The organism is Streptomyces aureus (assembly GCF_000725495.1).
GTDB classification, from domain to species: domain Bacteria; phylum Actinomycetota; class Actinomycetes; order Streptomycetales; family Streptomycetaceae; genus Streptomyces; species Streptomyces aureus_B.
In genome coordinates this window covers 125,958-151,160 of the sequence record NZ_JNZD01000020.1, presented here as the reverse complement: position 1 = coordinate 151,160, position 25,203 = coordinate 125,958, and the positions used below count along the sequence as shown (strand labels likewise).

Genomic DNA, 25,203 nt, shown 5'->3' with positions numbered 1-25,203 from the left:
CCACCCGCTACGAGAAGACAGCGACCATCTACCTGGCCGGACTCCACGTCGCCGGCATCTTCCTCTGGTCCGCACGATGATCCAAACGAAACCGCCTAGCTCTGCAGGAGTTCGGCCCGTCACCCTGTGGAGAGCAGTCTTCAGGACCCCGTTAGGTGACCTGTGTTCCCCGCTGAGCAGTTTGTAGACGTGCCGATCGTGCACCGTGCCGTACCGGCCTGTCAGCTCCCCGATTGTCGCGTTGACCAGGGCTGTTAACTCCCCGACGGGCATTCCGTGTTCGTCCATCCACGACGCGAATGCATCGTTCCGTGTCCCCGACATGACTGAACGTTAGGGCTGGTGGCGGCATGGACGGTTAAAGGGATGGTCAAAACGGCAGGAGGGTTGCACCCAACTCCCCCGCGATACGGCATCCCCAACGGGGTCGGTACGGCGGTTGTCTGGACGTACGGAGCACCACAGCCAGAGCAGGGAGCCACGCCGTGAACCCCCCAGAGCAGCGCTCCACAACCCCCGCAGCTCCTGCGGGCGCGACCGTCACCGTGCTGCGCCCGGCCGGCACTACAACACTCCTGCCGCTCCCCGCAGAGCAGTCCTCGTTCCGGTGGAGCACCCGCCTGACCGCGGATGGCGGAGCAGCCGCGAACGCCCGGCTGCGCATCCGCCCCCGGCTCACCTGCTGCTCCTGGCCCGGCAACATCGACGCAGCCGCCCGCGTCGCCGCGCACCTGGTGGACAACGCCGCCCGGCATGGGAAACCGTTCCCCGACGGCAAGATCGTTCTTCGGCTGCTCACTCACGCCGACACCCGCGAACTGTTCATCGAGGTCGACGATGCGTTCCCGGACTTCCCGGGCTTCGACCAGGTCGCGAACCAGAGCCCCGACCTCCGGCTCGCGCCCCCAGGACTGTGGTGGACGGCCCACTACCGCGGCACCCTCTCCTGGGACACCAAGACGGAAGACGGCGTGATCGTCGGCAAGACGGTGCAGGCTCTTCTCCCTGCGACCTGGGACGGTGTCGCATGACGCCCGCGCCCCTTCCCCGGCGTTCAGCGCAGCCCCTCCGCCAAGGACCCGGCAGCGTCGACTTCACGGCACGCGCCATGAACGTTCCACTGGAAGACGTTGCACAGGACATGGGCGACCTCGCCGCCCGCGTACGGAACCTGATGGATCTCCAGCACGGGAACGCCTTCCGCTTACCGTTAGGCGGCCGGTTCTTCGACGCGGTCGTGACCGCCTCCGGCGCCGAAGCCCGCGCCGTCGTGGACCTCATGGACGAAGTCCAGCGTGTCCGCGGCGCACGCTTCGACACCCGCTCCTGCGGCCCGGTGATCGACGACCCGGAACGGGACCGGTTCATCTGGCTTGTGCCGCCGGGCACGCACGCGGTCTGGGACAACGACTTCGGCATATGCCGGGGCGCGCCCCACGAACTCACCCTGCCTTCCATGCAGCAGACAGGGCCGCCGGGCCCGTATTGGCTGCGCCCGTGCCGCGGTGACCGCCTCGTGCCGCACTGGCCCCTGGCCGATCTCCTCGACCGGTTCAAGCCGGGCCCGGTCCCGCACGAGGCACTCCTCAGCGCCATCTCCTGATCCCCGCGTGCGGCGGCGCATGCCCTGAGCCTGCCGCCGCACGCGGTCCAACTCCCCTGCCGGCGGGCCCAGACCTGCCCCCCGGCGGCAGGGGTCCCACCGTGAGGGGGAACGACATGCGCGAGCTCGTCGCCACACCGTTCGCAGACCGCCGGCTCGTCCTGCGGCGAGGCAGCCCGAAAGCCGTACAGCTCCCCCACTCCAGATTCGAGGAGCTGCGCGCACTGGCCGCCGTCCCGAGCAGCGTGCCCGGGTGGCTCGCCGATGCCGTGGCCGCGCAGTGGCAGATGGACGTTTCCGGGCAGGCCCTTGGTGACGTCCTCCTCGTCCGTGAGCCGGGACCGTACGCGTTCAGCCGGGCGACGTGGGAGATCAATCTTGGCTGTGACTACGACTGCGAGATGTGCTACCTCGGGGAGAAGCGGTTCGAAGGCCTCGACATGGACGGCAAGCGCACCCTGTTGACGGTGATGCGGGACGCCGGGGTGATCTGGCTCCAGATCACTGGCGGGGAGCCGCTGATCGATCCGGACTTCCCCGAGTCCTACCGGTTCGCCGCCGAGCTGGGCATGCAGCTCGAAGTGCTGTCCAACGGCTCACAGTTGCGCAGGGAGCGCGTCCTGGACGTGCTCCGCGCCTACCCGCCGACCAAGCTGACGTTGAGCCTGTACGGCGCGACTGCGGACACGTACGACGCGGTGACCCGCCGGCGCGGTGGCTTCGGCCGGTTCCGCGAAGGCGTGCGCAAGGCTCTCGACGCCGGGCTGCGCCTCGATCTGAGCCTGATCATCGTGCGGACCAACGCGCACGAGGTCGACGCCATGCGGGCTTGGGCCAAGGATCTCGGGGTGCCGTTCCGCGAGTACGCCAACATCTCGCCCACGATCCACGGCACCGCGGAAACGTTGCCGTCCCAGTCGCCCGAGTACCTCACCGCCCGGAAGCCGTTCACGGGCTGCCCGGCGGGCGTGACGTTCTTCCACGCCGACCCGTTCGGCCGCGCCTCGATCTGCAAGGTCGGCCGCGAACCGAACATCAGCCTGACCGCCGAAGGCGTGCCAGGCCTTGCCCGACTCGGCCGGATCGCCGAGTCCCTCATGCTTCGCACTGGAGGATGTAGCGGCTGCAAGCTCTCATCCACCTGTCGCGTGTGCCGACCGATGGCACGGGTCTTCCAGGAAGCGAAGGCACCACTCAGGAACTACTGCCAACACGGAATGAGGTCGTCATGACCGCTGTCCTCGTCGAGATCACGCCCAAGCCCGCGCCCGACGCCCCCGCCGACCCGGCCGGGATCGTTCTCGTCAGCGACGTCGCCGAGCTGACCGCGAGCGTGGAGTCCGGCTGCAACGACGACAACCCGTACAAGTAGCTCAACCCGTTGGGGCCGCGCACCGTGCGCGGCCCCAACGCCCGTACCTCTGGAGAACTCATGCCCACTCCGCGTATCACCGAGCTACCGGAAGCAGTGCGCTCGCTGATCGAGAAGGCCAGCGGCCGGATCACCGACATCGGGACCGTCCACGGCGGTCTCAACAGCTCCATCGCCGTCATCGTGCGGACCAGCACCCGCACCCTGTTCGTCAAAGGCCTGCCGCTCTCTCACCCCCGCGTCTGGACACAGCAACGCGAGGCGGACATCGCCCCGCACGTCCGCGGCATCGCCCCCGAACTGCACTGGTTCGTGGAAGCCGACGGGTGGAGCCTTCTCGGCTTCCAGCATGTTGAGGGAGGGCACGCCGACTTCGCTCCCGGCTCGCCCGACCTGCCGGCCATCTCCGCGGCCATGGCGCAGCTCGCTGAGATCCCGGCCCCCAACATCGAGCTGAAGTCGATGCCGCACCGGCTCCGCGGCTACGTCGAGGACCGGGCCGACCTGATGTGGTTCGAGGGGAACAGCCTCCTTCACACGGAGTGGAACCCGCAGAACGTCCTCATCACGGATGCCGGCGCCCTGTTCGTCGACTGGGGGTGGGCATCCACCGGCGCGGCATGGATCGACCCCGCGCTGTGGCTGCTGTGGCTGATCGCCCACGGCCACACCGCGGACCAGGCCGAGGACGTGGTCTCCGCGCATCCGGCGTGGAAGCTCGCCCCGTCCCCTGGGCTCGACGCCCTCGCCCGAGTCCAACAGCGGCTGTGGGACTCCATCGCGGCCCAGAACCCTGATGAATGGGCACAGCCGATGCAGGCCGCAGCCCGGGTCTGGAACATGCACCGTCAGCACCAGCACTGACTCGATACGGCCCCGCTCGACCGCCCCCCCGAGGCGGACAAGCGGGGCTTTCCGCTGCCCGGAAACCCGCGCGCACGTGTGGATCGTCGCTGCAGAGATCAAGGTGCCGACGCCCGTACAAGGACGTCTGACGAGCTCCCGCGCCGAACCCGTGCGCCTCTATCTGCGGTGGCGCAGGTCCGCGCCACCGCCGGACAGCCCGTGGTGCTCCCGCGCTGGATGGCGGTGGTGCGGCAATCGGCGCTGGCATCGAACGCACCTGGGTTACTCGCCGCGACGACCGCCTACGCGCCGCCCGCCAGGTCGTGGACGGCACCGCCCTGCCCGTCTCCAAGCCGGAGACGGGAGGCGGCTTTCCATGCGGTTCCCTGACGATCAGCGGCCGGTGCCGTCTGCGCTACCGCACCACCGAGGCGGTGACCTGTGATGCACATCTACAGGACCACCCTCCTCGGCGTCGGCCGTGCGGGCGCCCTTGACCCCGATGTCTGCTTTGCGGCGCGTGATGCGGTCATTCTCCTAGCACTGTTGGGGTATGAGGCGAACGCTTGGCGGCAAAGCCGTTTTGCGTGCTGTGGGGTTGTCGCGTGAAGGGGCTCGCTGTGGTGTCCCGATGCGCGCCGCTGCAACTCGCGCTCCAGGGCGGCGCCGGGGGACGTATCCGTGGCGGGCTGTCGACGCGTTGCGGCAGGTCACTGGGGGTTACTGTTCAGTTCGTCAGGTGACTGTCAGTGGCGGCCTCTACCGTGTGGTGGGTGAGTCTGACACAGATCGGCCCGGTGTATTCCGGGCGGGCCAGTGCGGTACGTGCTGGCGAAGTGGTCCTGAGCCTGGTGGCGTCGGGGTTGGTGGGAATGCGGGGCTGGACGGGGGTGCGGCGGCTTCAGCATCCCTATGACCGCAGTCTGCAGTTGGGACTGGACCGGCTGGCCGCCCTGTGCGTGCGGGCGGGCAGGGATGCTCCCGTCGGTGTGCAGGATCTGGTGGGTGTGTGGTGCGCCGAGCGGTCGATGAACCTATGGCCGTTGGAGTTCGATCCCGATGCGCAGGTGGATGGGGAGCGGCTCCTGATCGGTGGGGAGCCGAGCGAGTTCTGTCTGGAGTGGGCGGTATCGGCCCAGGATGTGGTGTCCGAGGTCCACGAGAGCGCGCTGGTCAAAGAGATCAAGAAGATGGCTGCCCAGTTGGGGCGACCGGAACTGTACGCGCGGTGGCGTCTGTTCGTCACCGAGCATGCGGTGCTCAGGCCGGACGAATTCGTGGCGGCGAAGAACGCTGTGCTGGAGGTGCCGCAGTGGGCGACCTGGATCGAGGAATCCTACGGGCGGGTCACTGCCGAGATGACGGTCGGCGGGCGGGTGGCCGTGTGCGGCGGCTGCGGTCAGTGGATCTCTCCGCGGGCGGACGGCCGGGTGCGGTGCAGGGTGTGGCGTTGCGCTCGGCGGCCCGATCTGCCGGAGCCGAACTGGGTGGAGGCGCAGGGGGCCTGGCGGCTGGAGCCGGAGCTTGTGCGGTTCGTGGCGCTGCCGGGCCGGCCTGAGCTGGATCTCGCGCGGCAGCTGGCGGCGCGGGGGGCTCGGGTGGTGCTGTATCCGAAGCTGGACGCGCTGGACCTGGTGGCGGTGTGGCCCGGCGGCTATAGCGTCGGGGTGGATGTGAAGGACTGGCGCAGCCCTTATCTGCTGGCCAGGCGAATCAAGATGTTCCCGGCGTGGGGTGCGGATGATCCGCACGCGTATGGCCGGGGGTGTCTGGTGGTGCCGTACGACCGGGTGCGTGCCAATCCCGGCTACATGAAGATCCTCGCGCGGCGCAGCGAGGCGTTGCGGGCGCAGCCTCAGATCGAGGTGATCTCGGACAGGGATCTGGTGGCGTCCTGCCCTGATCTGGGTGTGATGGGGGAGGTCGTCTGTGGCCCGTGATCGCAGTGGCTGGTACAGGGGGCTCGGGCAGAAGCTGAAGCGGGCGGCCAGGAGCAACGGCCTGGGCCGTGTGGATGTGCGGCTGGTGGCGTCGGTGGAGCTCGGGCTGTTCGCGCTGGAGTCGTGGGCGGCGGGTGCGGCGGCCGGGGATGCGTGGGCGCTGATGGGCGGCTACGAGTTCCGCACGCGTGAGCAGCGGGCGGTGGCGAGTTCGGCGGCGTTGCGGTGGCTGGTGAGCGAGCTGAAGAGCCAGAGCGGCTGGGGAAAGGCTCTGCGGTCGTATCAGGCGTTGCCGGAGATGCTGCGGATGTTCGATGTGAAGGACCCGTCGCGGCCTCCTGAGCGGCGGGCGTCGCTGTCGGTGGTGTCGGACCGGGAGCAGGTGTATGCGCAGGCTCTGGCGGGGTTGCCGGAGCATCGTGACCTGCGGGTGGCGGTGGCCGAGGAGGGTGTGCGCTATCGCATGGGGCGTGCGGACGCCAGTGTGGTGGTGCCGGAGGGGGTGACCCCCGCGCCCGCGCGGCGGCATCTGGTGGGGCGGCGGCGCAAGCAGGTGACCTTGCGCTGGTCGGCGCTGACTGCGACTGCCGATCTGATGGACGCGCAGGACGTGCGGCTGGGGTTGCGCAACAACTGGCGCGGCCGGATCGACGATCTGTATCTGCTGGTGCGTCAGAGCGACGGCCGGTTGCGGAAGTCGAAGAAGCTGGTGCTGGCGGATGTGATGCACGTGGTGGGCATGCCGGCTGTCGGCAAGACCACGCTGATCACGGTCGCGGCGGTGTGGGCGGGTGCCGAGCCGCACCGGCGGCACACGCTGACGGTGGTCCTCGGGGATGTCGTGGCCGTTCTCGACATGGTCACCGCGCTGTGCCGGTACGGGGTGAGGGCGGCGCCGATCCTGGGTGCGGCCAATCGCGGCCGGCATCTGCAGCAGGTGCACCGCCCGGCGGACGTGCAGGCCCGGGGCCTGGTGCTCCTGGAGGATCCGCGGCTGCGGTGGATCTCCACCCAGTGCGTGCTGCAGGGGCTGGCGGAGCTGACCGAGCCGCTGGCGCTGAAGGACGCCCCGTGTGGGCGGCGGCTGTGGCCGTGGCACCCCGAAAACGGTGAGCAGCAGCGGGAGGCGGCGGTGGACTGTTCGCTGCTGCCGGTGTGCGGGCGGCACGAGGCGGCGCGGGAGTTGGTGGAGGCGGCGGTGTGGGTGGCCACGCCCGCCAGCCTGATGCACTGCCGGGTGCCCGGGCAGCTGTCGCGGTACGACATGCGGTACCTGGAGCTGGCGTGGCAGCGCAGCGACGCGTTCGTGGTGGACGAGGCCGACCGGGTGCAGATCCAGTGGGACCAGGCGTTCAGTCCTTCGCAGGCGCTGGCGGGGCCGGGTGAGGATGCCTGGCTGGACGAGGTGCGGCCGCTGTTCGAGCGGCACATGCGCCATACCCGGGGCCAGCACCTGTTCAGCGAACCGGTGCGGGACTGGTCCGTCGACATCAGTACGGCGGGGCTTTTGGTGACCCATCTGCGTGGTCTGCTGGCCGAGCACAGCCATGTGCGGGAGTGGCTCGGCCAGGGCTACTTCAACGAGTGGCGGCTGGCGCTGGGGCTGGCTGGTGAGATCGCGCACCGACCACGGAAGCAGGACGGTGCGCCCCGGCGGGAACAGCCGGCGTTGTGGGACTCGGACACGGAGTGCTTTCAGCGATGGCGGGCTGTCTTCTCGGCGTGGCTCGACAACCCGGCCGGCCGTTACCAGGGGGAGGATGCGTCGGTTGCGTTCCTGCGGGACCTGACCGCACGCGGCTACCAGCGGCCGAATCTGGTGACGCAGGACCTGGTGGAGTGGCTGCGCGGACTCGAGGACGTCGTGCTGACCGGGGAGCAGGCGCTGGAGCGGCTGGCGGTGCGGTTCCAGGTGACCATGGTCGTCGCCCTGCTCGCCGAGAAGCTGGCGCTGCTGACCCGTGCCTGCTGGGAGGTGGAGATGGAGACCGGGCTGGAGGCGATGGGCTCCAGCCTCGTGCACCGTCCGCCGGCCGAGTACCTGCCGCTGGTGCCGGATTCCCCGATGGGCAACCTGCTGGGCTTCCAGTACCGGGAGCACGAGGGCGAGCTCGAGCAGATCGGGACCCTGTCGTTCTTCCGCTGTTCGGGGATCGGCCGGTGGCTGCTGCTCAACCTGCCGCACCTGTATGAGGGCGCGGCAGGTGAGGAGGATCCGGGGCCGGCGTGTCTGCTGCTGTCGGCGACCAGTTGGGCGGGGAACTCTCCGCGTTATGACGTGCAGGTGCCCGTTGCGGGCATCCTGGCCTCCCGCACAGGTGACAAGGTGCCTTTGCACGAGCGGATCATGCTCAGGTATCTGCCGGTCAAGATGCCGTCCTCCAGCGGGGCGTCGTTCGCGGTGAGGGTGTCGGGCAAGCAGGGTGAGGAGCGGCTGGAAGCGCTGCGGGAGCTGCTGGCGGGGCTGTGCCAGCGGCAGCAGGGGCTGCGCGGGCCGCGCAAGAGCCTGCTGGAGGAGATCCGGGACGAACTGCCCGAGGGACGGCGGCGGGTGCTGCTGTTGGTGGGCAGTTACCGCGAGGCCCAGGCGGTACTGCAGCATCTGCTGCGGATCCAGCCCGAATGGGCCGACCAGATCCTGCAGATGGTGCCCGATGACGAGTCCGGCAGTCATCACTGGAGCGGGCAGACCATCGCCCGCGGCAAGGTGCACGCGATGGCCCGGCAGAAGGATGCATGGATCCTCATCGCGCCGCAGCTGGCCATCGAGCGTGGCCACAACATCCTCAACGACGCCCATGTCGCCGCCCTGGGCGCGGCGTTCTACCTGGTCCGCCCTCACCTGCATCCCGAGGACCTCGGCTACCACGTGCAGACGATGAACCGGTGGGCGGTGGAGGAGATCCGGCGCTCCGTCCCGTCTGCCGGCCCCGATACGACACTGGGGGAACGGGCGGCCATGTTCCGCGAGCTGGCCCGCCGTGCCTGGCTCGACCTTTTGGAGGGCACGCTGCAGTACACGGCGACCGATCCCGGCTCGGCCCAGCGGCGTGCCATGGACTGGACGAACATCGTCCCGCTGGACCAGATCATCGGCCGGATGCTGCGCGGCGGGGCCACGGCCCGGGTGTACTTCTGCGACGCCGCCTTCGACCCCGGACACGACGACAGCATGCTCGTCGGCATGCTCGACGCCCTCGACGAAGCCCTCGACGGGCCCGATGCGGCGATCGCCGGACCGCTGTACCGGCCTCTTCGACAGTCCCTGCACACCCTCGTGGAGCAGCACCGTGCGCTATGACTTCCTTCAGCCGCTTTCTCTCGTCCTGCAGTCCTTCGCCGGTCATGAGCTGGCACAGTATTGGACGTGCGAGTTTCCCGCGAAGTGGGCGCAGCCCCTGCGCGAACACGTCTTCAGGCCGGCCACCGCGGAGGGCGAGGCCGAGGAGGAGAAGCGGGCCATCCCCTTGTGGGCGGTCAACAGTGCGATCGCTGCGCTGATGCCGCAGGTCCTCACCCACGACGCCCGGGCGTGGCGGGGTCAGGTGTGGCTGGCGTGGTCGGCGAATGCGGACGAGAAGGCGCCGGACCGTGCTCTGCTGGTGGAGTTCGTCAAGGGCGGGCTGATGGCGGCCGCGCAGCACCGCAACGAGTTGGCGCGGCGCCGCGGGCGTCCTGAGGTGATCGACACTGCGGTCCTGGCCAGGATTCTGGACACCTTCGGCGGGCAGGATCTGACGTTCACGCGCAGGACGCTGGATCTGGGACCGGGCCTTGATCCGCAAAGCGCCGACTACACCCTGGTGCCGCACGCGCTGGCCACCTATCTGTGCCTGGCGGACTGGCACGTCGTCCACGGCGAGCCGGAGAGCGAACCGGCCGGAGAGGAGGGCGGTACGGACGAAGCCGGCGGAGAGGAGGCCCCGGACGGTGTGCTGGTGCGGGCGGTGCACACGACCCGGTGGCGGCGCACCGCCGCCCGGGAGGGAGCGGAACTGGTGTCCTGGCCGCCGTATGTGTACGAGAGCAAGGGCGGGCTGCGCTATCCCTGGTCCTACACGCTGCGGCTGTCGGTGCAGACCAGGGCTCTGGAGGATGTGGTGCGGCCGCGGCTGCACGTGCGGGTCGGGATGCGCCGCTGGGCCCGGTACAACGTGTTCGACCCGAAGCGGACCATCGGCCTGCACCTGCTCTCCCCGTCTCCGTGGGCGGATGCCAGCAGCCCGTTCGGGCTGGCCTCCATGGCCTGGAATCCCGGCCCGGCGGGCAAGAGGCAGGGCGCCATGGAGTGGGCGGACGGCCTGGTGCCCACGCTGAAGCGTCTGGGCTCGTTCGGTTTCCTGCCCGACCCTGCGGAACTGGCCCGCGACCCGCTGGGCTTCCTGGAAGCGGGCACCGGCGCCGACGGACTGCCCCGGGATCCCGTCGCGGGTGTCCCCTACCGGCCCGGACTGGGAAGGAACACCGGGCACGCCGTCGGCGACGGCGTCTCCGCCAAGGACAAGTGGCGTATCTTCAGCCAGTTGGTGCCCGCCCTGAAGGGCTTCGCGACGGTGGACGAGCCGCACGTGCGGGTGCCGATCCCCGCCCGTACGCGCCTGAGTGCCGAGGAGTTGCTGCGTGTCGACCGCGGCGCGCTCGCCGCGGCTGCCGGGCCCCGGATCGAGGTCGTGCTGTGGTGCGACACCGCCACCATGCGCGATGAGGCCCTCGGCGCGCTGGCGCTCGCGCTGGACCTGCCGCTGGATGTGGCGGACCAGCCCGGGCAGGTGGAAGCGTGGCAGCAGACGTACGCGCTGCCCGAGCTCGAGGTGCTGGTGCGGGTCGAGCCGGTGGGGGCGCTCGCCGACGACCTCGAGGTGAACGAGAAGATCAAGCGGCGCAACGACCGGCTCAAAGACGCCGGCATCGGCCGGCAGGTGCAGGTCCGCGGTCGGCTCGGGCAGCCTGGGCCCGGGGTGACGTCCCGTTTCGTCCTGGTCGAGATGCGCGGCGCCGACGGGTTCACGTCCGCCGACCATGATCCGAAGATGACCGTGCGGGCCGGTGCGGCCGGCTGTGGTGCGGTCACCCAGAACCTGCTGCCACCTTCCGTATCCGCGGCCGAGGCCGGCCCCGGTGAAAACGAGGATGCCGGGGGCGGCACGCCAGAGGAGCAGAAGAGCGCCACGAGCCAACGGGAACGCGCCCGCAGGGCTGTCGGTGACCTGCTGATCCGGCAGAGCGGGCTGATCCGGCATCCGGCCCGGCAGGGCACCACGGAACACGAGCTGACCGATGTTGCCTGCCTGGGCCTGTGGGTGGTGCGCCGCACCGGTGACTTCAAGGCCGTCATGCCCCTGGCCGTAGCGAGCGTGCCGGACCGGCCCCACGTGATGGTGCGTCTGCCCCATTCCAGGTGGCTGACCCACCTCCAGGCATCCGTCCAGCTAGCCGCCTGGAGCAACACACGCACCTTCAAGAAGCAAGAGATCCAGGACTTCTTCGCCGACTGCGTGGCCGAGTCCAGCGACGGCGGGGATCTCGCGCTGTTCACCCTCGCCCAGAACATCCGCACGGCGTGCCCGGCCCTGACCAACCCGAACCTGGTCGCGGACCGGCTCGCGTTCCACCCCGATCGGCCTATGGACGCCGGACGGTACAAGGGGCTGCGGCACGTCCGGCTGCGCACCAACGTCCGTAACGAGAGTGCACAGCACTTCGCGTACGGGGCGAAGGGCCCCAAGGAGCGAGTGGGAGTGGGAGGCGGACTGTGGGCCAGCAAGGACAACGACCGGTTGTTCTTCGCCACCGCGGACAAACCCAAGACTGCGGGGCCGGGAAGCCCGGGCGGCTCCAGGCTGGAGTGGCACCACGGCAAAAACCGCGACAAACAGATCGTTCCGAAGATCGACACCTGCAAGGACGTGTGGAATCCGCAGCTGCTGGAGCTGCTCGTGGCGGTCAAGCGGGATGACGACCCTGCCGAGGCCTGGGCAGCCTTGGCCCATCAACGGCGTTCAGCGGCCGCGCACTTCGCCGATCCGGTGACGCTGCCCATCGAACTGCACCTGGCCTACAAGCTCGGCAGTGCGTTGCTGCCCTCTCACCAGCTCGAACCGATCGATCAGCCGGAATCCTCGTGACACCGCCGCCCGCACCGCCCACGCCGCACGGCGAGCAGCCGGGCGGGGCGGGCGGCCGTCCGCACGGTCTGAACGAGCGCCAGCGGACCTATCTGGAGGTGCTGTTCACGGTCGACCAGGACAACGAGAGTGCGCAGAACCGCCGCTGGCATACCACCCGGGAGCGCCAGCCGGCCGAGCAGTGGCGGTGGATCACCTACGGCGTCGACCATCCGGCGGCCGAAGCCACTGCGGTCCAGCAGCAGCTGGGACAGCAGCGTGTCCTCGACGCGGGCGCCGGTGCGACACTGGCCGCACTGCAGCGGCGAGGGCTGATCGAGCTGCGGCGAGTGGCTGTGGACGGCCCCGCTGGCCCGCTCTGGCACACCCAGGTCCGACTCACCCGCTCCGGTCGCGCCGCCGGACGATCCTTGCAGCCGGCGCCGCCCGAGCAGGCCACCGGTCCCTCGCTGCTGCCGGCATGGCTTCATGCGGCGCTCGAAGTCGTCGCGGCCGCCCCGGGACAGACTCTCGCCAAGATCGCCATCGGGCGTGTGGCGGCCCGTCGGCTGGGCTCGGCCGGGCACGGCTACATCGAGGACGCCAGTGCCTGGCAGTACCGCCTCACCCCGGCCGGGCGGGCGTACCTGGTCGCATCCTGCAGCCGTACGGAGGCTTGATGGGCTCTTTTCCCGCCACTCGGCGCATAGTGGCGGAGCGGCTCACCGAGATGGGGGACCCTCCCCCTGAGTGGTGGACACGCTGATACTGGATCTGCTGTTGGGTCTCGCGTCAGGGGAGCACGCGGGGATCGACTGCCCGTTCGGGTGGCCAACAGCTTTCGTCGAGGCCATCCTGTGCGGACGACAGTGAGCCGGTCGACGACTCTCACATCCCGCCGGAGCAGCGTGCGCTGCTCCACGTCATCGGATCCGTCGTGGCAGTACTGGGGGATGCCTCAGACGATGGGCTGTGCCTGGACGTCGGGCATGACCGGCAGACCATCGCGGCCAGGGCCGTGATTACCGCTATCGGCGGCTGATGCTCTGCGCGCGGGGCTCAGTGCTTCCCTAGCGGTCCGGCCAACGATTTGGATCGTCTGACCGGTGGCCTTCGGGTCCTTCGCCGCAGACCGTGCAGACGCCGGGGTACAGGAGCCCCTCGAAGTAGGTGTGAGGGAAGCCGCCGGGACCGTCGTATTCGCTCGCCGCGGCTTTCATGCAGTCTCTGCCGCGCGAGCACCGGCCGCAGCAGTCGTGATCGGTCATGTAGATGTGGTTGATCTTCTTGCTGCACCCCGTGTGACTGCACACGTAGTAGCCACCTGCATGGTTGGTGTACATGCGGGTGACGGGTTCTGGGCCGGTGCTGTCGTCGAACTGGTCGGGGTTGTATTCGGTCTCGGTCTCGTCGGTGCTGGAGAGGGCGGCGGCGACGAGGACGATGGCTCCGGCCACCGCAGCGGCCACACCCAGTTTGCCAGCGACCCCGAGGCCGTTCCATCCGTCAACGATGCGCCGGTGCAGGGACTTTTCCTCGTCGCTGTCTCCTGGCGGCGGGTCAGCCTGTATGTCCTCCGGCGAGGGTTCCGGGTAGGGCGTGGACTCGTCGGAGGTCATGGATCAAGCCTAGTGGTCGGCGGATTCGGGGGCCGGAGTTCGCCGAGGCGCAGCGCGTGGCCGAGGAGGCTGAAGACCAGGCGCCGGTGTGCTGCGTGCAGGGCACGCACGGTGGCGCGGCGCGCGCCGAGGGGGATGGGGTGCCCTCACGATCACGGTACGGCTCTCGACCAGCTCAGGGACGCCCCATCCGCTTAGCGTTGTTTTTTCGGCGAGAACTACTGGGACCTCCTAACGCGCTCCGCGGAGCGTTCCGTGTTCGACAGGACATTCCATATGACGGACGCCTCAGCCTGTCCGGAGCTGACGCGCGCCTGCGGACCGACGGCTCTACTGCTGATCGCCTGCCCACCCGTCAGTATTTGTGCCGGTACTGTCCTCCTACCCTCACGTGTCCGGCCTTCTGCGGCCGGGCACGGCGCAACGAAAGGAGCCTGGCGTTGGGCTGGGTCGGCGGGTACTACCGTAAGGACGGTACTTATGTGCAAGGCCACTCCCGCAGAGGCGCGAACGAGGGTGACGGCGGAGAGGGGCTGATCCTGCTGGTGATCCTCGCCATCCTCGTGCTCCCTGCCATGGGCATCGGCTGGCTGGTCACCAAGAAGTGGGGCAAGACCGCTGGCTGGCTGTCCAGTCTGGCGACGGCCCAGTGGTGCGTGCTGCTGGTTCTCACGCAGATGACCACGCCCAGCTGCCCTGACGCGCTCCCCGACGGTACCTTTCCGCCGTGCGTCGATGTGAAGGACGGTCTCGCGCCGCATGGCTTCGCCTTCTTGATAGCGCTGGTGCTGACCGCCTGCGCGATAGTCGCGGTCTTCGTTTACCGGAGGCAGTACCGGCCGCCGCTGCCCGCCCACGTGGCACTGCCTCCGGGACTGTGGGCCCCTGAGCAGCAGACGTTCGTCTCGCCGCCACCTTCGCAGTACCGGCCCGCGCCTGCGCCGTTCGCCGACCACGGCATGTCGCGCCTGCACACCAACTGCCTCGACTGTGGCCGACCGCTGTCCGACTACGAATCCATGGTGCGCGGCTACGGCCCCACGTGCTGGAACCGCACCTAGACGACCAGGATCAAGTGCTCCGCGAACATGAGTGCTCCACTGCACCCTTTGGGCCACATCCGCGCCCACTGGCCGGACATGCTGCGGGTGGTCGGCTCCCTCAGGTGAGCGTTAATGGGGTCCAGCCAAGGCGACCCCAAAAGCCGCCGCGGGGTGATCTTGGCGAATCAGCAGTGCAGCTCGGCAGGGTCGTGCTCGTCTTCCTGAACGCCCAGAGGCCGCGGCCGGTGTCGGCGCGCGGCCTCTGGGCGGCGCAGGGTGACCGGGGTTAGTCGATGTTGGTGTCCGTCTCCGGAGCCTTTCGGGCGTTGTTCCTGAGGTTGGCGAAGGGCAGAGCTCCTCCGTGGAGTTCTTTGAACTCGTCGATCAGGTCCTGTTCAGCCTCACCCGCGTCATCCTCGGTCGTCGGCCGCCAGGCGACGAGCAGTGCGTCCGAGTCGACCAGCTGCCAGATGTAGCGACCGCCCCAATGGCCAGCCAGCAGACCGGCGCCGTGGCGGCGGTAGTCGGCAAGCCGCTGATTCAGTCCGTCCTTGCCCGCGGCCTTGCCGATGTACACGACCGTTGCCCCGTCCACCCAGGCATCGCCGAGCTTGTCGGCCGTCACGGACGGGTCGCGGCCTTTGAGGTGTCCGGCAGGGCTGGTGGGGAGGAACGACGGGGGCGAGGTGTCCGTGCGGATCACCACGTAGATTCCGTGTCCGGTGGGGACGTTGCTGTTGGGCAGTTCACGGAACGGCACGAAGCCGCGGAAGCCGCGTTCGGTCAGGGTCTTCTGCGTCAGCTCTGGTGTCGGGCTCATGCCAGGCATCGTGCCAGGCGTACCTGACAGTCTTCGGCCGGAGAGGGGGCAGCCAAGGTGAGCCCAGACGGGGCAGTGAGATGATCTTGGTCGGGGTGGGGCGAAGAACGGTAGAAATCCCGTGCGAAGCCGCGCTTTGCGCTGACAGCATCGGAGCATGACCAGCAGCACCGGCACGTCCGCAGCCCGGCCAGAGCCCCATCATGACGTTGATCTCGCTCAGGTGATGTTCCGTAGGGCCGACATCGAGAGTAGGCGGGCCGCCATGTACGCCGCGCAGGCTGACCAGGAACGTGCTGCCGGCCTCAGTGGTCTGGAGCGTCGGGCCCGAGAGCGCGATGCAGTGATTTCCACGGTGGTCCTCGTCCAGGCCTCCGTGGAGGCGTTCATAAACTGGACGCACATCCAGGCCGCGCACACCGTGAACAGCATGAACTTCACGAAGCGGGCTGAGGCGGTCACCACGTCGGTGGCGATCCTCAACCCGGCGGCCGAGGCCTTTGCGTGGAGCGAAGCCGAGAACGACTTCTTTACCGAGCTGACCAAGTGGCGCAACTTCCTCGGCCACTCCTCGGCGACTTCCCGCGACTGGCTGCGAGAGCTGCTCGTGTCGCGCGGCGAGGTGCCGCACGGGGCAAGCGACTCGCAGATGATGGAACTCCTGACCGCACCGCTGGCGGCAAGGTTCGTTGACACCGCGCGCACGCTGATGGCCCGGGCTTCCGGGGCGACCGGCACTGGCGCCCCGTTCAGCAACGGCGCATGGCACGCGCCCGACGAGCTCGCCGAGCCACTTCTGGAAGACCCATCCGCGCTGCGTTCGCTGCTGCGAGTCGTTCTGCGCCGCACCGGGATGTTGTCGCTGCCCGCCGATGAGTTGTCGCGCGAGCTCGATCAGCAGCGTGCCGGGCGAATCGGACTATGGGTGCGGTGGAGGCCCGGCCGCCGGCGGCGGCCGGGCCGTTGGGCAGTCGATCGCGGGTGACGGCCCTGTTCTCGTATCGCTACGGCCAGGTGACATATAGCTCTCCGTGACGCTCAGGGCTTCACTGGCAGGGCTGCCCGCACCACCATCGCGTCCTTCGCCACTCGCCGCCTGTAGGCGTGGGGCAGTTCCGATCGAGCAGTGTCAGACGTGCCCGTTAGGGTCCCCTGCGATGGTGTCGGCCGATGTTGGAGGAAGCATGGCAAGACGGATGCGTGAAGAGGCGTTCCGAGTGGAGCAGGAGCAGGGGCGTTATGACCCCCATGTCCGTCCGGTCAACGAGATGGTCGACGCCTTGCGCGATCAGGACGGGCGTGGCTGGATGCCGCATGTCGCACCCTGGCACGGGGGAGCGGAGGCTCGCGTCTTGTCCATTCTTCGGGACCCGGGCCCCAAGACACAGGAAGGCGGCGGCTCGGGATTCCTGTGTGTGGAAAACGATGACCCGACAGCGGAACTCCAGGCCCAGATCTTCGAGGAGGCCGGGATAGCGCCGCGTGACATCACTCCCTGGAACGCCTATCCCTGGTACATCAACCGCTCACCGAACGCGACGGAACTCCAGGCTGGTGCCAAAGTCCTGAAAGAGCTGCTGGGGCTGATGCCAAAGGCAGAGGTCGTGCTCCTCCAGGGCAACGAAGCCCAAGACGTATGGCGCCGCCTGCTCAAGACACACCCCGAAGCCGTCCGCGATAGGACCCTGGAGGTGGTCAGCACCTACCACCCCGGTCGGCAGGCTCTCTTCGTGCGAGACCCGGAGGAACGCGCCCGCCGCGCGCAGCACCGTATCGACTCCTACCAGAAGGTCGGTGCCGCGCTCCGCAGTACAGGCGGGCAGTTGTAGAGGCCCTGTTCTCGTATCGCTACCGGTAGTTCGTTAAATTCGGTGGTGGCGTGGGTTGACGGCGGTTCGGGTTGGTCGTAGGCCGGTGGGAGGAGTCAACTGGCTTGCTGGGGGCTGAAGATGACTGCTCGCCGTCCGTGTCCGCCTGCGCCGGGACCGTTGGAGGACTATGCGGCCCGGTTCGACGACCTCTTCTTCAGCCTGGCCCAGCGGCGTGGGTTTCGCGAGTACCTGACCGGGCTGCTGGCGCCGCGGGAGCGGAACAAGACGATCACTTGCCTGGCAGGGGCGGAGCCGGTGGCGGGTGCGGGGATGCCGGGGGTGCAGCGGCTGCAGTTCTTCCTGTCCGAGTCGCCCTGGGAGGCCGAGCAGGTCAACGACCGGCGGCTTGAACTGCTGCGGGAGGAGCCGGCGACGGCTCCTCACGACGGCGGGGTCATCGTGATCGATGATTCCGGGGACCGCAAGGACGGCACGGCCACCGCGCACGTGGGCCGGCAGTGGCTGGGCCGCTTGGGCAAGACGGACAACGGCATCGTCACGGTGACCACCGTGTGGACCGACGGCCGCGTGTACTACCCGCTGCACGCAACGCCCTACACCCCCGCCCACCACTTCGCCCGCGGCCGGTCCGATCCGGCCTTCCGCACGAAACCGCAGCTGGCCGCAGCCCTCACGGCCCGGGGCAAGGAGGCGGGCTTCGGCTGCCGGGCGGTGGTCGCCGACTGCGCCTACTCCATCAGCGACACCTGGTACCTCGCACTGCGCGAGGCCGGCCTGGCCTACGTGGTGGCCCTCAAGCCGCATCGCGGCACGTGGGCCCGGGCCGACCAGCCACACACCCCCATCGAAGCCGCCCACGCTCTGACCTGGCGCGATGCCAAGCGTCCGGGCGACTGGACACCCGTGGAACGTCACTTCCGCGACGGGCACACCGAGACCTGGTGGGCCGCCGATGCCCGCCTGGGCGGCTACGGACCCGACTCACCCTGCCGCCTGGTCGTGGCCACCACCGACCCGGCCACCCTGCCGGAGAAGGCCACCTGGTACCTGGCCACCAACCTGCCCCACCCCGACACACCCCATGCCACCACCGGCCCACATCCACCGGCCGACCTCGCCGAGATCGTGCGTCTCTACGGACTGCGGCCCTGGATCGAGCAGAGCTACAAACAGATCAAGGACGAACTCGGCTGGGCCGACTTCCAGGTCCGCTCCGACCGAGCCATCCGCCGCCACCAGACCCTGGTCAACTGCGCCTTCTCCTTCTGCTGGGACCAATGGTTCGCCCCACCCGGACCCCTGGATGCCACCGCGCCGGACCCCTGTCCCGACGACGGGCCAGAGAGGGGGACCGGCACCGCCCCACCAGCACCAACAGCCCTGTTGGCCCAAGGCATTACGAGCCATCCGTTCCTGGCTCACCCCCGCCATCACCCTGACCCGGTGGTGGCGAGCCTGGACGGACACCGATCCACCCTCCGAGCTCCAGGCCCTGATCGACGCCGTCACCACCGGACATGGCATCGACCTCTACCGCCGAATTTAACGAACTACCGGTAGCCAGCGCGGCAAGGACCTGGTGCGCTGATATGCGGTCGTCGCTCGTGCTGACCTGGGCGGAACGTGACCTGGGCCCGTTCAGCGCCTTCCCAGAGCTTCCCGGCGGCCTTGTACTCGGGCATGGACAGCAGGCGCAGCCAGCACGCTCCGTGCTCGGAGTGGTCGGTGCGGTGACTGAGGGAGCGGCCTGCCAGCCCCAGACCTGCGGGCCACAGCGCGGGATTGGAGCGTGATCTTGGTGATGCCGCCGTACCCCAAAGCAGCAACTATGGCTACAGGCCGAGTTCTTCCAGTGATGCCCGCCTCTCCTGGCTCAGGCTCGCTCGGCGTCGGCGAAGGTTGCTGAGCCACTGGCCCAGGCGCACGAGTTCGCCGGCGATCTCCTCGATGTGCCGTTGAGGTACATCAAGGTGCCCCTCCCTGTTACGGAAGGCCCGTGCCGCCGCCAGCCCTCGCTGAAATGCTCGTTCACGCGGCGGCATCGGGTTGTCATCGGGGCATGAGGCGGGCGCGTCTGGCAGTTCGAACCCCAACTGGGTCAGCAGGATGCGCTGCTCGGGATGGAGATCATCAGCTCGGGCCTCTTGAGTCCCAAGCCATGCCTGGGTTTGTGAACCCTCCCCGGACTGGCGGACCGCATGGTAGGCACGTTGCCAGGTGATCGCCCACGGCGGGTTCCACCATTGGTCCAAGGCTGCGAGGGCGGTGGCACGCTCGCCGGTCAGGCGGCCTGCACGGGTACGCTGCGTGGCCAGCCAGCGGCCGAGTGGGAAGTCGTCGTGAACGTATTCGACCGGCGGGACGAGATGGCCGTGGCGGGCGGCGTAGGCGGCGGCGTGGGCGAGTCCGCGGTCGAAGGCCTGCTGGCGGGGATTCCAGAGAATGCCGAGGCGTTCCAGCGCCTGGGCGCGGGCGGGGTTGAGGGTATCCAGGGTGTGCAGGTGGCGTTGCCAGCTCAGCCAGCGGCCCAGCGGATATCCGGCTGCGTCCTGGTAAGTCTGGGGGACATCGAGGTGGTGGTGGTTGCGGTGGTAGTGGCGGGCAGCTTTGAGGCCGCGGCGCCATTCGGCGCTCTTGGGGGCGAGGACGCGTAGGGAGAGGGCGAGGGCGACTTCTTCGGCCTGGGTGGGGCGGTCGAAGCGCAGCCAGGCTTCGGGGTCTTCTGCGGGCGTGGTGGGGCGGTGGGTGCGCGGGTCGGCGAGGCGTGCTTCGAGTCGGTCGTCATGGGCGCGCAGAGCTTGGATGGTGTGCCAGAGGGGGGTGTAGGCGTCGGCGCCGAGAAGGTCGTCGGGGTCTTCGTCGGGGGTGAGGTAGACGGGGACGACGAGGGTTGCTTTCTTGCTGGCGCCCGGTTGTTGGCGCAGGGCCCGGCCGACGGCCTGGACCGTGTCGACGGGGCTGTTCTTGGGGTCTGCGAAGACGACGGCGTCGATGGCGGGTACGTCGATGCCCTCCCCCAGGACGCGGGCGTTGGATAGGACGGCCGGGGTGTGGGGGTCGGTGTGGGAGGCGAACTCCAGGAGCAGGCGGCGGCGGACCTGGGGGGTATGGCTGCCGCTGATCCAGTCCGCCCACAGGCCTTGCGGACGCAGGCTGTCGGGGAGGGCATCGGCGGTGTCGGCGAGGGTGGTGGCAAAGGCGCGGGCATCGGCGACGCGGTGATGGAAGGTGAGGATGCGGCGCAACTGGTGGTCATGGATGGCGCGCAGGGCGGCAACCTGGCGGCCGGCGAGGCGCAGTCCGTCGACGCCGGCGCCGGGTCCGGTAGCGAGCCAGTCGCGCAGGTCTGTATCGGTGACGACGGGGACGAGGATCTGGTAGTCGGCGAGGAGGCCGAAGTCGATCGCATCAGAGAGGGTCAGGCGGTAGGCGACGGGCCCGAAGAGGGTCTCGTCGTCCATGGAGGCCACCGCTTCCGCATTCGAGTCCCGGTCCTCGTCGGGATCCCAGAGGCGAGGGGTGGCGGTCAGGTACAGGCGGCGGGCGGCGGGGACCTGACCGTCGTGGTGGACGGCGGCCCAGGCTTTGCCGAGACGTCCGGCGGTGCGGTGGGCCTCGTCGACGACCACGAGGCCCCAGGTGGGCAGTTGGTGGTCGCGGTGGGCTGCGATAACTGCGGGCAGAGAGGCGTAGGTGGCGTACGCGGTGACCGGTCCGGAGTGAGAAGCCGTGATGAGGGCGGCGAGTTCCCCCGGGGCGGTGGTGAAGGGAATGTCCGCGCCGAGCGGTTCGTGGTCGAGTGCCTGGCGTTGTGAACAGACGGCTACCGTGGTGCCTTTGCGGCCGGCCAGGCGCCAGGAACGGATCGTCTGGGACAACAGGTCCAGCGTCGGTAGCAGCACCAGAATGTGTCCGCGTGGGGCGATGCGGCTGGCGGTGCGGGCGGCGATCAGTGTCTTTCCGGTGCCGCAGGCTGCAATCACGCTCGCGCGGGAGTGCTGGGTGAGGGTACGGACAGCTGCGTCGACGGCTTCCTTCTGGTGGGGCCGCAGGACTAGGGGTGGGGTGGGCATGTTCTCCCGCCGTCGGGGTCAGGCGCGGATGCGGTGGCCGGTGAGGTGGTCGAGGATGTGCTGGTTGGCTTCCCAGCCGTCGGGGAATTTGGCGTCGACGCCGAGGTGGACGGGTTCGTGAGTGGGGTGTTCGTTCAGGAGGCGGTCGATGCCGGCGCGGGCGATGACGATGCAGGCGTGCCGGTGGCGTGAGGTCAGGACGCACAGGCGGCCGGCTTCGAGGTGGAAGTTTGAGGTGTCGCGGCGTCCGGAGAGCGGGTGCAAGACGATGGTGACGGCGTATTCGCGGCCTTGGAGTCGGTTGGCGGTGTCGACGTCGATGCCGGTCAACCGGGGGTGGGAGCGCAGAAGGTTCTGGAGGTATCCGGCCTGGTCTCGGTGTGTGGTGCCGATAGCGATGTCGGTGGGTTCGAGGTGTTTTCCGGTGCGGTGGATCTCGCAGTGTGCGGTGGCGTCACGGGTCAGCAGGTGGTGTGCGATGTCGATCGCGGCGTGGGCTGCTTCTGGGTCGATGCGGCCGGTGGTGCGGGCGGGAAGTTCGTACAGGGCCCATCCGGTGCGGGCGGCGAGGTCGACGGTCTGGTCGAGGGCGCTGCGCATGCCGGTCGTGGCGAAGGTGAGGCGGCGGTCGGTCTCGGTGGTTCCAGCGCGGAAGGGAGTGACGTAGAAGGCTGCGGAGACGAGGTGAGCGGCGGAGGCGGGTAGACGCCAGGAGACGGGCAGGCTGAGGACGGGCAGGTTCGGGTTCATCTTGAGGAGTACGGACACGGCGCTGGCCATGGGGTCGTGGGCGAGGCCTCTCCAGCGTTCGGTGGGGACGTTGGAGAAGGGGTCGAGCTGGCCGGGGTCCCCGACGAAGAGGGTCTGGTCGGAGAGGTGGGCGATCTTGAGGAGGGCGTCGGATCTCATCTGGTACGCCTCGTCCACGATGGCCCATTCACGGTGCCAGCCTTGGACGTTGGCCCATTTGCTGGCGGTCGCCACCGTCACGTCGGCGTGGGAGGCCCGGTCGGCGTCGGTGGTGAGGAGTAGGTTGCGCCGTCCGCGCAGGCGGGTTGGCACGGTGTAGGACTGGCCGGTCAGGCGGGCCACGGTCAGCTGGGGTGCCTGCTGGGCGAGGCGGGTGACGAGGTCGTCGACCTGGGCGTTGGTCTGGGCAACGATCATGCAGGGGTGTTGGGGGCTGATGAGGGTCTGTGCGGCTTCCTGGACCAGGGTGGTCTTTCCGGCGCCGGGTGGGGAGTCCACGACCACACCGCGGTGAGGTGTGGTCGTCAGCGTGGTGAGGATGTGGTCGACGGCTCGGCAGGAGAGTTCGGCGGCGGAGGGTTCGTTCATGCCGGTGTCTCTTCCGGCGTGGCGGGGACGGGACCTGTGTGGGTCCAGGGGATCTGGTCGCGGCTGGGGAACTGGGGGCGGGGGAAGTAGTCGGGCGCGGTGGTCAGCAGCAGCGTGGTGCCGATGGCGGGGACCGAGCTGGGACGGCTGACGCGGGTTCTCACTTCCAGGACGATCTCGGTGGCGTCGGTGGTGTAGGTGATGTCGCATACGGCCATGTGGACCGCCGGGTCGTGGGGGCCTGCCAGGAGGCGGTCGGGTTCCAGCCGGACCGGGTCGGTGGTGCGGACGGTGAAACGCGGTCGCCGCTTGGCCCGCTCTCCGGGGTTTTGCGGCTTGAGGACGTGGTCGGGGTCGGTGTGAGTGACGGTGCCGCTGAACGCTGCACCCGTGGTGCGGCGCTCTGCCATGACGAAGGGGTCCTCCAATGCGCGGGCGGCTTCGAGGGAGGCTGCGGCATGTTCCAGTTCGGCCAGGCGGACGGCGGCTGTCACGACGTCGTCCTGCTTGGGCTGGGGTGGTCCTCCGGCGTCGAGGCGGTCGCTGTGGGTGGTGAACTGGCGGATGTCGGTGTCCCAGCGGGCGGCGGTGCTGGGGATGGGGGGCATACCTCGCAGGATGGACAGCGCCTCCCAGGCCAGCGTCCAGGTGGGGGTCAGATAGCCCTCCACCGCCTCTCTCAGATGGGTGACGTGGTGCTGTCTGCGTGAACCGCGGGCGGACTTCAGGTCGGCGAACAGGCTGGTCAGCTGGGCTGCTTCGAAGGACGGATCGATCGTGGGACCGTCGGGAGGATGCAGCAGGGGGTTCTCGACGGCCAGCGCTGCCTGATGTCCGGTGCGGCCGTGGGGCGGGAAGACCCAGGCCATGAGGGGGGCGAGATGGGCGTCTTCGAGGGCGCTCTGACCAGTGGCCCAGTGGGTGCTCAGCAAACTGGTGAGGTTGAGCAGGAGGGAGGAGCTGTCGTACTCGGCCCGTTCGGCGAAGAAGGTGAGCCAGCGGCCGAGGTGAGCCGCGCTGGTGGCGGGGTCGGTGTCTTCTGGGACGGGCCGGTAACGCAGCGCGCGTCCGAGCATCTTGAGGTAGTACACCGAAGCAGTGCCGGTGACGGCGATCTGTGGGGCATCGAGGTATTCGCGGCGTTCAGGGTGCTCGCCCTTGGCGGGGCGGATCCGCGTGGCCTGCTGGAAGCTGTGGATGTAGGTGTGGAGATGCTCGGCGAGGGCTGCAAGGAAGCGGTCGTCGTCGCCGGGGGGTGCCAGGAACAGCTGCGGGTGGTCGGGATCGCTGCCTGCCATGACGGCGAGGGGGCGGGCAGTCTCGCCCGGGCGGTTCAGCGGCAGGACGAGCAGGGGCTGGTCGGCAATGTGGAGGTAGCGCAGGCGGCTGAGCGGCTGGGCGTACTGGGTGTTGGCGGCCCGGCATTGCTGGAGGGTGCTCAGCAGGCTCATGCTGCGCCTCCGAACAGCTCGTTGCGGATATTTTCGGCGTGCCGCAGTGCGGCGGCGAGGTCCTCCTGGTCCGGGGCGGGACGGAGGCTTTCATCGGCCAGGCCCAGGGCTGTGGGGACGGTGTCGATGCTGCCGAGGTCTTCGCAGGCTGTGCTGCCCAGGACGTCGACCAGTCGCCCCTCGTGTGCCTGCGCGCGGCAGAAGTGGGCCAGCTGGCAGTGGTGGCTGCAGTTGGAGCGGTAGCGGGCTTCGGCGGCGTTCAGTGCTTTGGCCAGGTCGTCGCGGTCGCGGGTGGCGGTGCGGGTGCGCGGGTCGTCGCTGTCGTAGGCGAGGTCGAAGGTGATGCCGAAAGGAAGCTGGTCGAGAAGGTCTTCGATGCGGTCCAGACGCTCCAGCTGACGGCGCAGGGACTTGATCTGCTGGCGTGCGTCGATGGTGGAGGCCATGGGGCGGCGCGAGAAGTTGCGGGGGGTGATGAGCAGCAGGGTGGTGGACACACGGTCGGCGTCGAGTCCTGCGCTGGTGAGGAGGTCCTGCAGGGCGATGATGTAGGCGGCGCCCTGCAGGACGGCGCCTGCGACTTTGTCGCCGGGTGCCTGGCCGTCGATGACGGCGAAGGATTTGATCTCGACGATGTGGAAGACGCCCTCCGACTGGAAGGCGACGAGGTCGGGTTCCAGGAAGACGGGCTGGCCGGGCACTGTCAGCATCAGGACGGGGTGGTCGAGCATGGTCCGGCTCGGGCCTTGGCCCCGTGCGGCTTCGAGGATGAGGGCGCGGGTCCGGGCGTGTCGCACGGGCAGGGACTTGTCGCTTTTACCGATGACTGACAGGTCGCTGTGGGCGGCTTCGGGCAGCGGCAGGTGGAGCACGTCGCGCAGCAGGCTCAGCAGTTCGGCGCCGCCCTGTTCCTTGACCTGGGCTTCGAACTGAGCGCCGCGGCTGAGGGCGCGGGGGGACTGGGTGGGCGGCAGTGGGTGGCCGAGGTGAACGGCCAGGGCGTCCTTGTCGACGCCGGCGGCGTCCAGGAGTGCGCGGCGTCGGCATCCGGGATTGGCGGTGAGGGCGGCGAGGCTGCGCGCGTTGTGCGGTTTGGGTGCTGCTGGGCCGCGGAGCGTGCCGAGCCTGCTGCTTAACGAGCTCACGGGGGTTCCTTGCAGGG

At 69.0% G+C, this 25,203-nt stretch carries 19 protein-coding genes; 13 read left to right on the top strand and 6 right to left on the bottom strand.

All coding sequences use genetic code 11. The annotated features are described in order from the left end of the window. Window positions 1-485 precede the first annotated feature (485 nt). From IO36_RS43305 to IO36_RS24095, 9 genes are all read left to right on the top strand, one after another. Window positions 486-1,031, top strand: coding sequence for an ATP-binding protein (locus IO36_RS43305; RefSeq protein WP_158997462.1), 546 nt, complete (start codon window positions 486-488; stop codon window positions 1,029-1,031). A 77-nt stretch (window positions 1,032-1,108) separates the two neighbouring features. Beyond that, window positions 1,109-1,603, top strand: a complete 495-nt coding sequence (locus tag IO36_RS24125; protein WP_037622867.1) for a hypothetical protein — start codon at window positions 1,109-1,111, stop codon at window positions 1,601-1,603. A gap of 116 nt (window positions 1,604-1,719) precedes the next feature. After that, a complete protein-coding gene (locus tag IO36_RS24120; protein WP_037622866.1) occupies window positions 1,720-2,835 on the top strand; it encodes a radical SAM protein in 1,116 nt (371 codons plus the stop codon). After that, window positions 2,832-2,975: a hypothetical protein gene (locus IO36_RS47430; RefSeq protein ID WP_167347413.1), complete on the top strand. Its 144-nt coding sequence runs from the start codon at window positions 2,832-2,834 to the stop codon at window positions 2,973-2,975. Before IO36_RS24120 ends, IO36_RS47430 begins: the two co-directional genes overlap by 4 nt. Window positions 2,976-3,035: 60 nt before the next feature. Next, window positions 3,036-3,839, top strand: coding sequence for a protein kinase family protein (locus IO36_RS24115; RefSeq protein WP_037622865.1), 804 nt, complete (start codon window positions 3,036-3,038; stop codon window positions 3,837-3,839). 755 nt (window positions 3,840-4,594) lie between these two features. Next, window positions 4,595-5,761: a pPIWI_RE_Y domain-containing protein gene (locus tag IO36_RS48980; protein ID WP_158997460.1), complete on the top strand. Its 1,167-nt coding sequence runs from the start codon at window positions 4,595-4,597 to the stop codon at window positions 5,759-5,761. Further along, window positions 5,751-9,062, top strand: coding sequence for a pPIWI_RE_Z domain-containing protein (locus IO36_RS24105; protein WP_037622863.1), 3,312 nt, complete (start codon window positions 5,751-5,753; stop codon window positions 9,060-9,062). The genes IO36_RS48980 and IO36_RS24105 overlap by 11 nt, the downstream gene beginning before the upstream one ends. Beyond that, window positions 9,052-11,886 (top strand): RNaseH domain-containing protein, encoded by a 2,835-nt coding sequence (locus tag IO36_RS24100; RefSeq protein ID WP_037622862.1) that lies wholly within the window; start codon window positions 9,052-9,054, stop codon window positions 11,884-11,886. The genes IO36_RS24105 and IO36_RS24100 overlap by 11 nt, the downstream gene beginning before the upstream one ends. Beyond that, on the top strand, window positions 11,883-12,545 hold the full coding sequence (locus IO36_RS24095; RefSeq protein ID WP_037622861.1) for a hypothetical protein: 663 nt from the start codon (window positions 11,883-11,885) through the stop codon (window positions 12,543-12,545). Before IO36_RS24100 ends, IO36_RS24095 begins: the two co-directional genes overlap by 4 nt. Before the next feature lie 390 nt (window positions 12,546-12,935). Here the strand turns inward: IO36_RS24095 and IO36_RS24090 are convergent, their stop codons facing one another. Beyond that, window positions 12,936-13,484: a hypothetical protein gene (locus IO36_RS24090; protein WP_051900881.1), complete on the bottom strand. Its 549-nt coding sequence runs from the start codon at window positions 13,482-13,484 to the stop codon at window positions 12,936-12,938. A 440-nt stretch (window positions 13,485-13,924) separates the two neighbouring features. Here IO36_RS24090 and IO36_RS24085 point away from each other — a divergent pair, with 440 nt between their 5' ends. After that, window positions 13,925-14,545: a DUF6011 domain-containing protein gene (locus tag IO36_RS24085; protein ID WP_037622860.1), complete on the top strand. Its 621-nt coding sequence runs from the start codon at window positions 13,925-13,927 to the stop codon at window positions 14,543-14,545. Window positions 14,546-14,813: 268 nt separating this feature from the next. Here IO36_RS24085 and IO36_RS24080 read toward each other — a convergent pair whose 3' ends face one another. Further along, window positions 14,814-15,347: a hypothetical protein gene (locus tag IO36_RS24080; protein ID WP_245173454.1), complete on the bottom strand. Its 534-nt coding sequence runs from the start codon at window positions 15,345-15,347 to the stop codon at window positions 14,814-14,816. A 157-nt stretch (window positions 15,348-15,504) separates the two neighbouring features. Here IO36_RS24080 and IO36_RS24075 point away from each other — a divergent pair, with 157 nt between their 5' ends. The 3 genes from IO36_RS24075 (at window position 15,505) to IO36_RS24065 (ending at window position 18,739) form a co-directional block, all read left to right on the top strand. Further along, window positions 15,505-16,332 (top strand): hypothetical protein, encoded by an 828-nt coding sequence (locus tag IO36_RS24075; protein ID WP_158997458.1) that lies wholly within the window; start codon window positions 15,505-15,507, stop codon window positions 16,330-16,332. A 199-nt stretch (window positions 16,333-16,531) separates the two neighbouring features. Continuing rightward, window positions 16,532-17,176, top strand: coding sequence for a uracil-DNA glycosylase (locus IO36_RS24070; RefSeq protein WP_037622856.1), 645 nt, complete (start codon window positions 16,532-16,534; stop codon window positions 17,174-17,176). A 120-nt stretch (window positions 17,177-17,296) separates the two neighbouring features. Beyond that, window positions 17,297-18,739 (top strand): IS701 family transposase, encoded by a 1,443-nt coding sequence (locus IO36_RS24065; protein WP_037622855.1) that lies wholly within the window; start codon window positions 17,297-17,299, stop codon window positions 18,737-18,739. Window positions 18,740-19,011: 272 nt separating this feature from the next. Here IO36_RS24065 and IO36_RS24060 read toward each other — a convergent pair whose 3' ends face one another. The 4 genes from IO36_RS24060 to IO36_RS24045 are packed head-to-tail and all read right to left on the bottom strand — an operon-like array spanning window position 19,012 to window position 25,186. Then, window positions 19,012-21,252, bottom strand: coding sequence for a DEAD/DEAH box helicase (locus IO36_RS24060; RefSeq protein ID WP_037622853.1), 2,241 nt, complete (start codon window positions 21,250-21,252; stop codon window positions 19,012-19,014). Between the two features lie 18 nt (window positions 21,253-21,270). Continuing rightward, window positions 21,271-22,590 (bottom strand): AAA domain-containing protein, encoded by a 1,320-nt coding sequence (locus tag IO36_RS24055; RefSeq protein ID WP_037622851.1) that lies wholly within the window; start codon window positions 22,588-22,590, stop codon window positions 21,271-21,273. After that, window positions 22,587-24,041, bottom strand: a complete 1,455-nt coding sequence (locus IO36_RS24050) for a hypothetical protein (protein WP_037622850.1) — start codon at window positions 24,039-24,041, stop codon at window positions 22,587-22,589. Before IO36_RS24050 ends, IO36_RS24055 begins: the two co-directional genes overlap by 4 nt. Next, window positions 24,038-25,186 (bottom strand): hypothetical protein, encoded by a 1,149-nt coding sequence (locus IO36_RS24045; protein ID WP_037622849.1) that lies wholly within the window; start codon window positions 25,184-25,186, stop codon window positions 24,038-24,040. The genes IO36_RS24050 and IO36_RS24045 overlap by 4 nt, the downstream gene beginning before the upstream one ends. Window positions 25,187-25,203 lie beyond the last annotated feature (17 nt).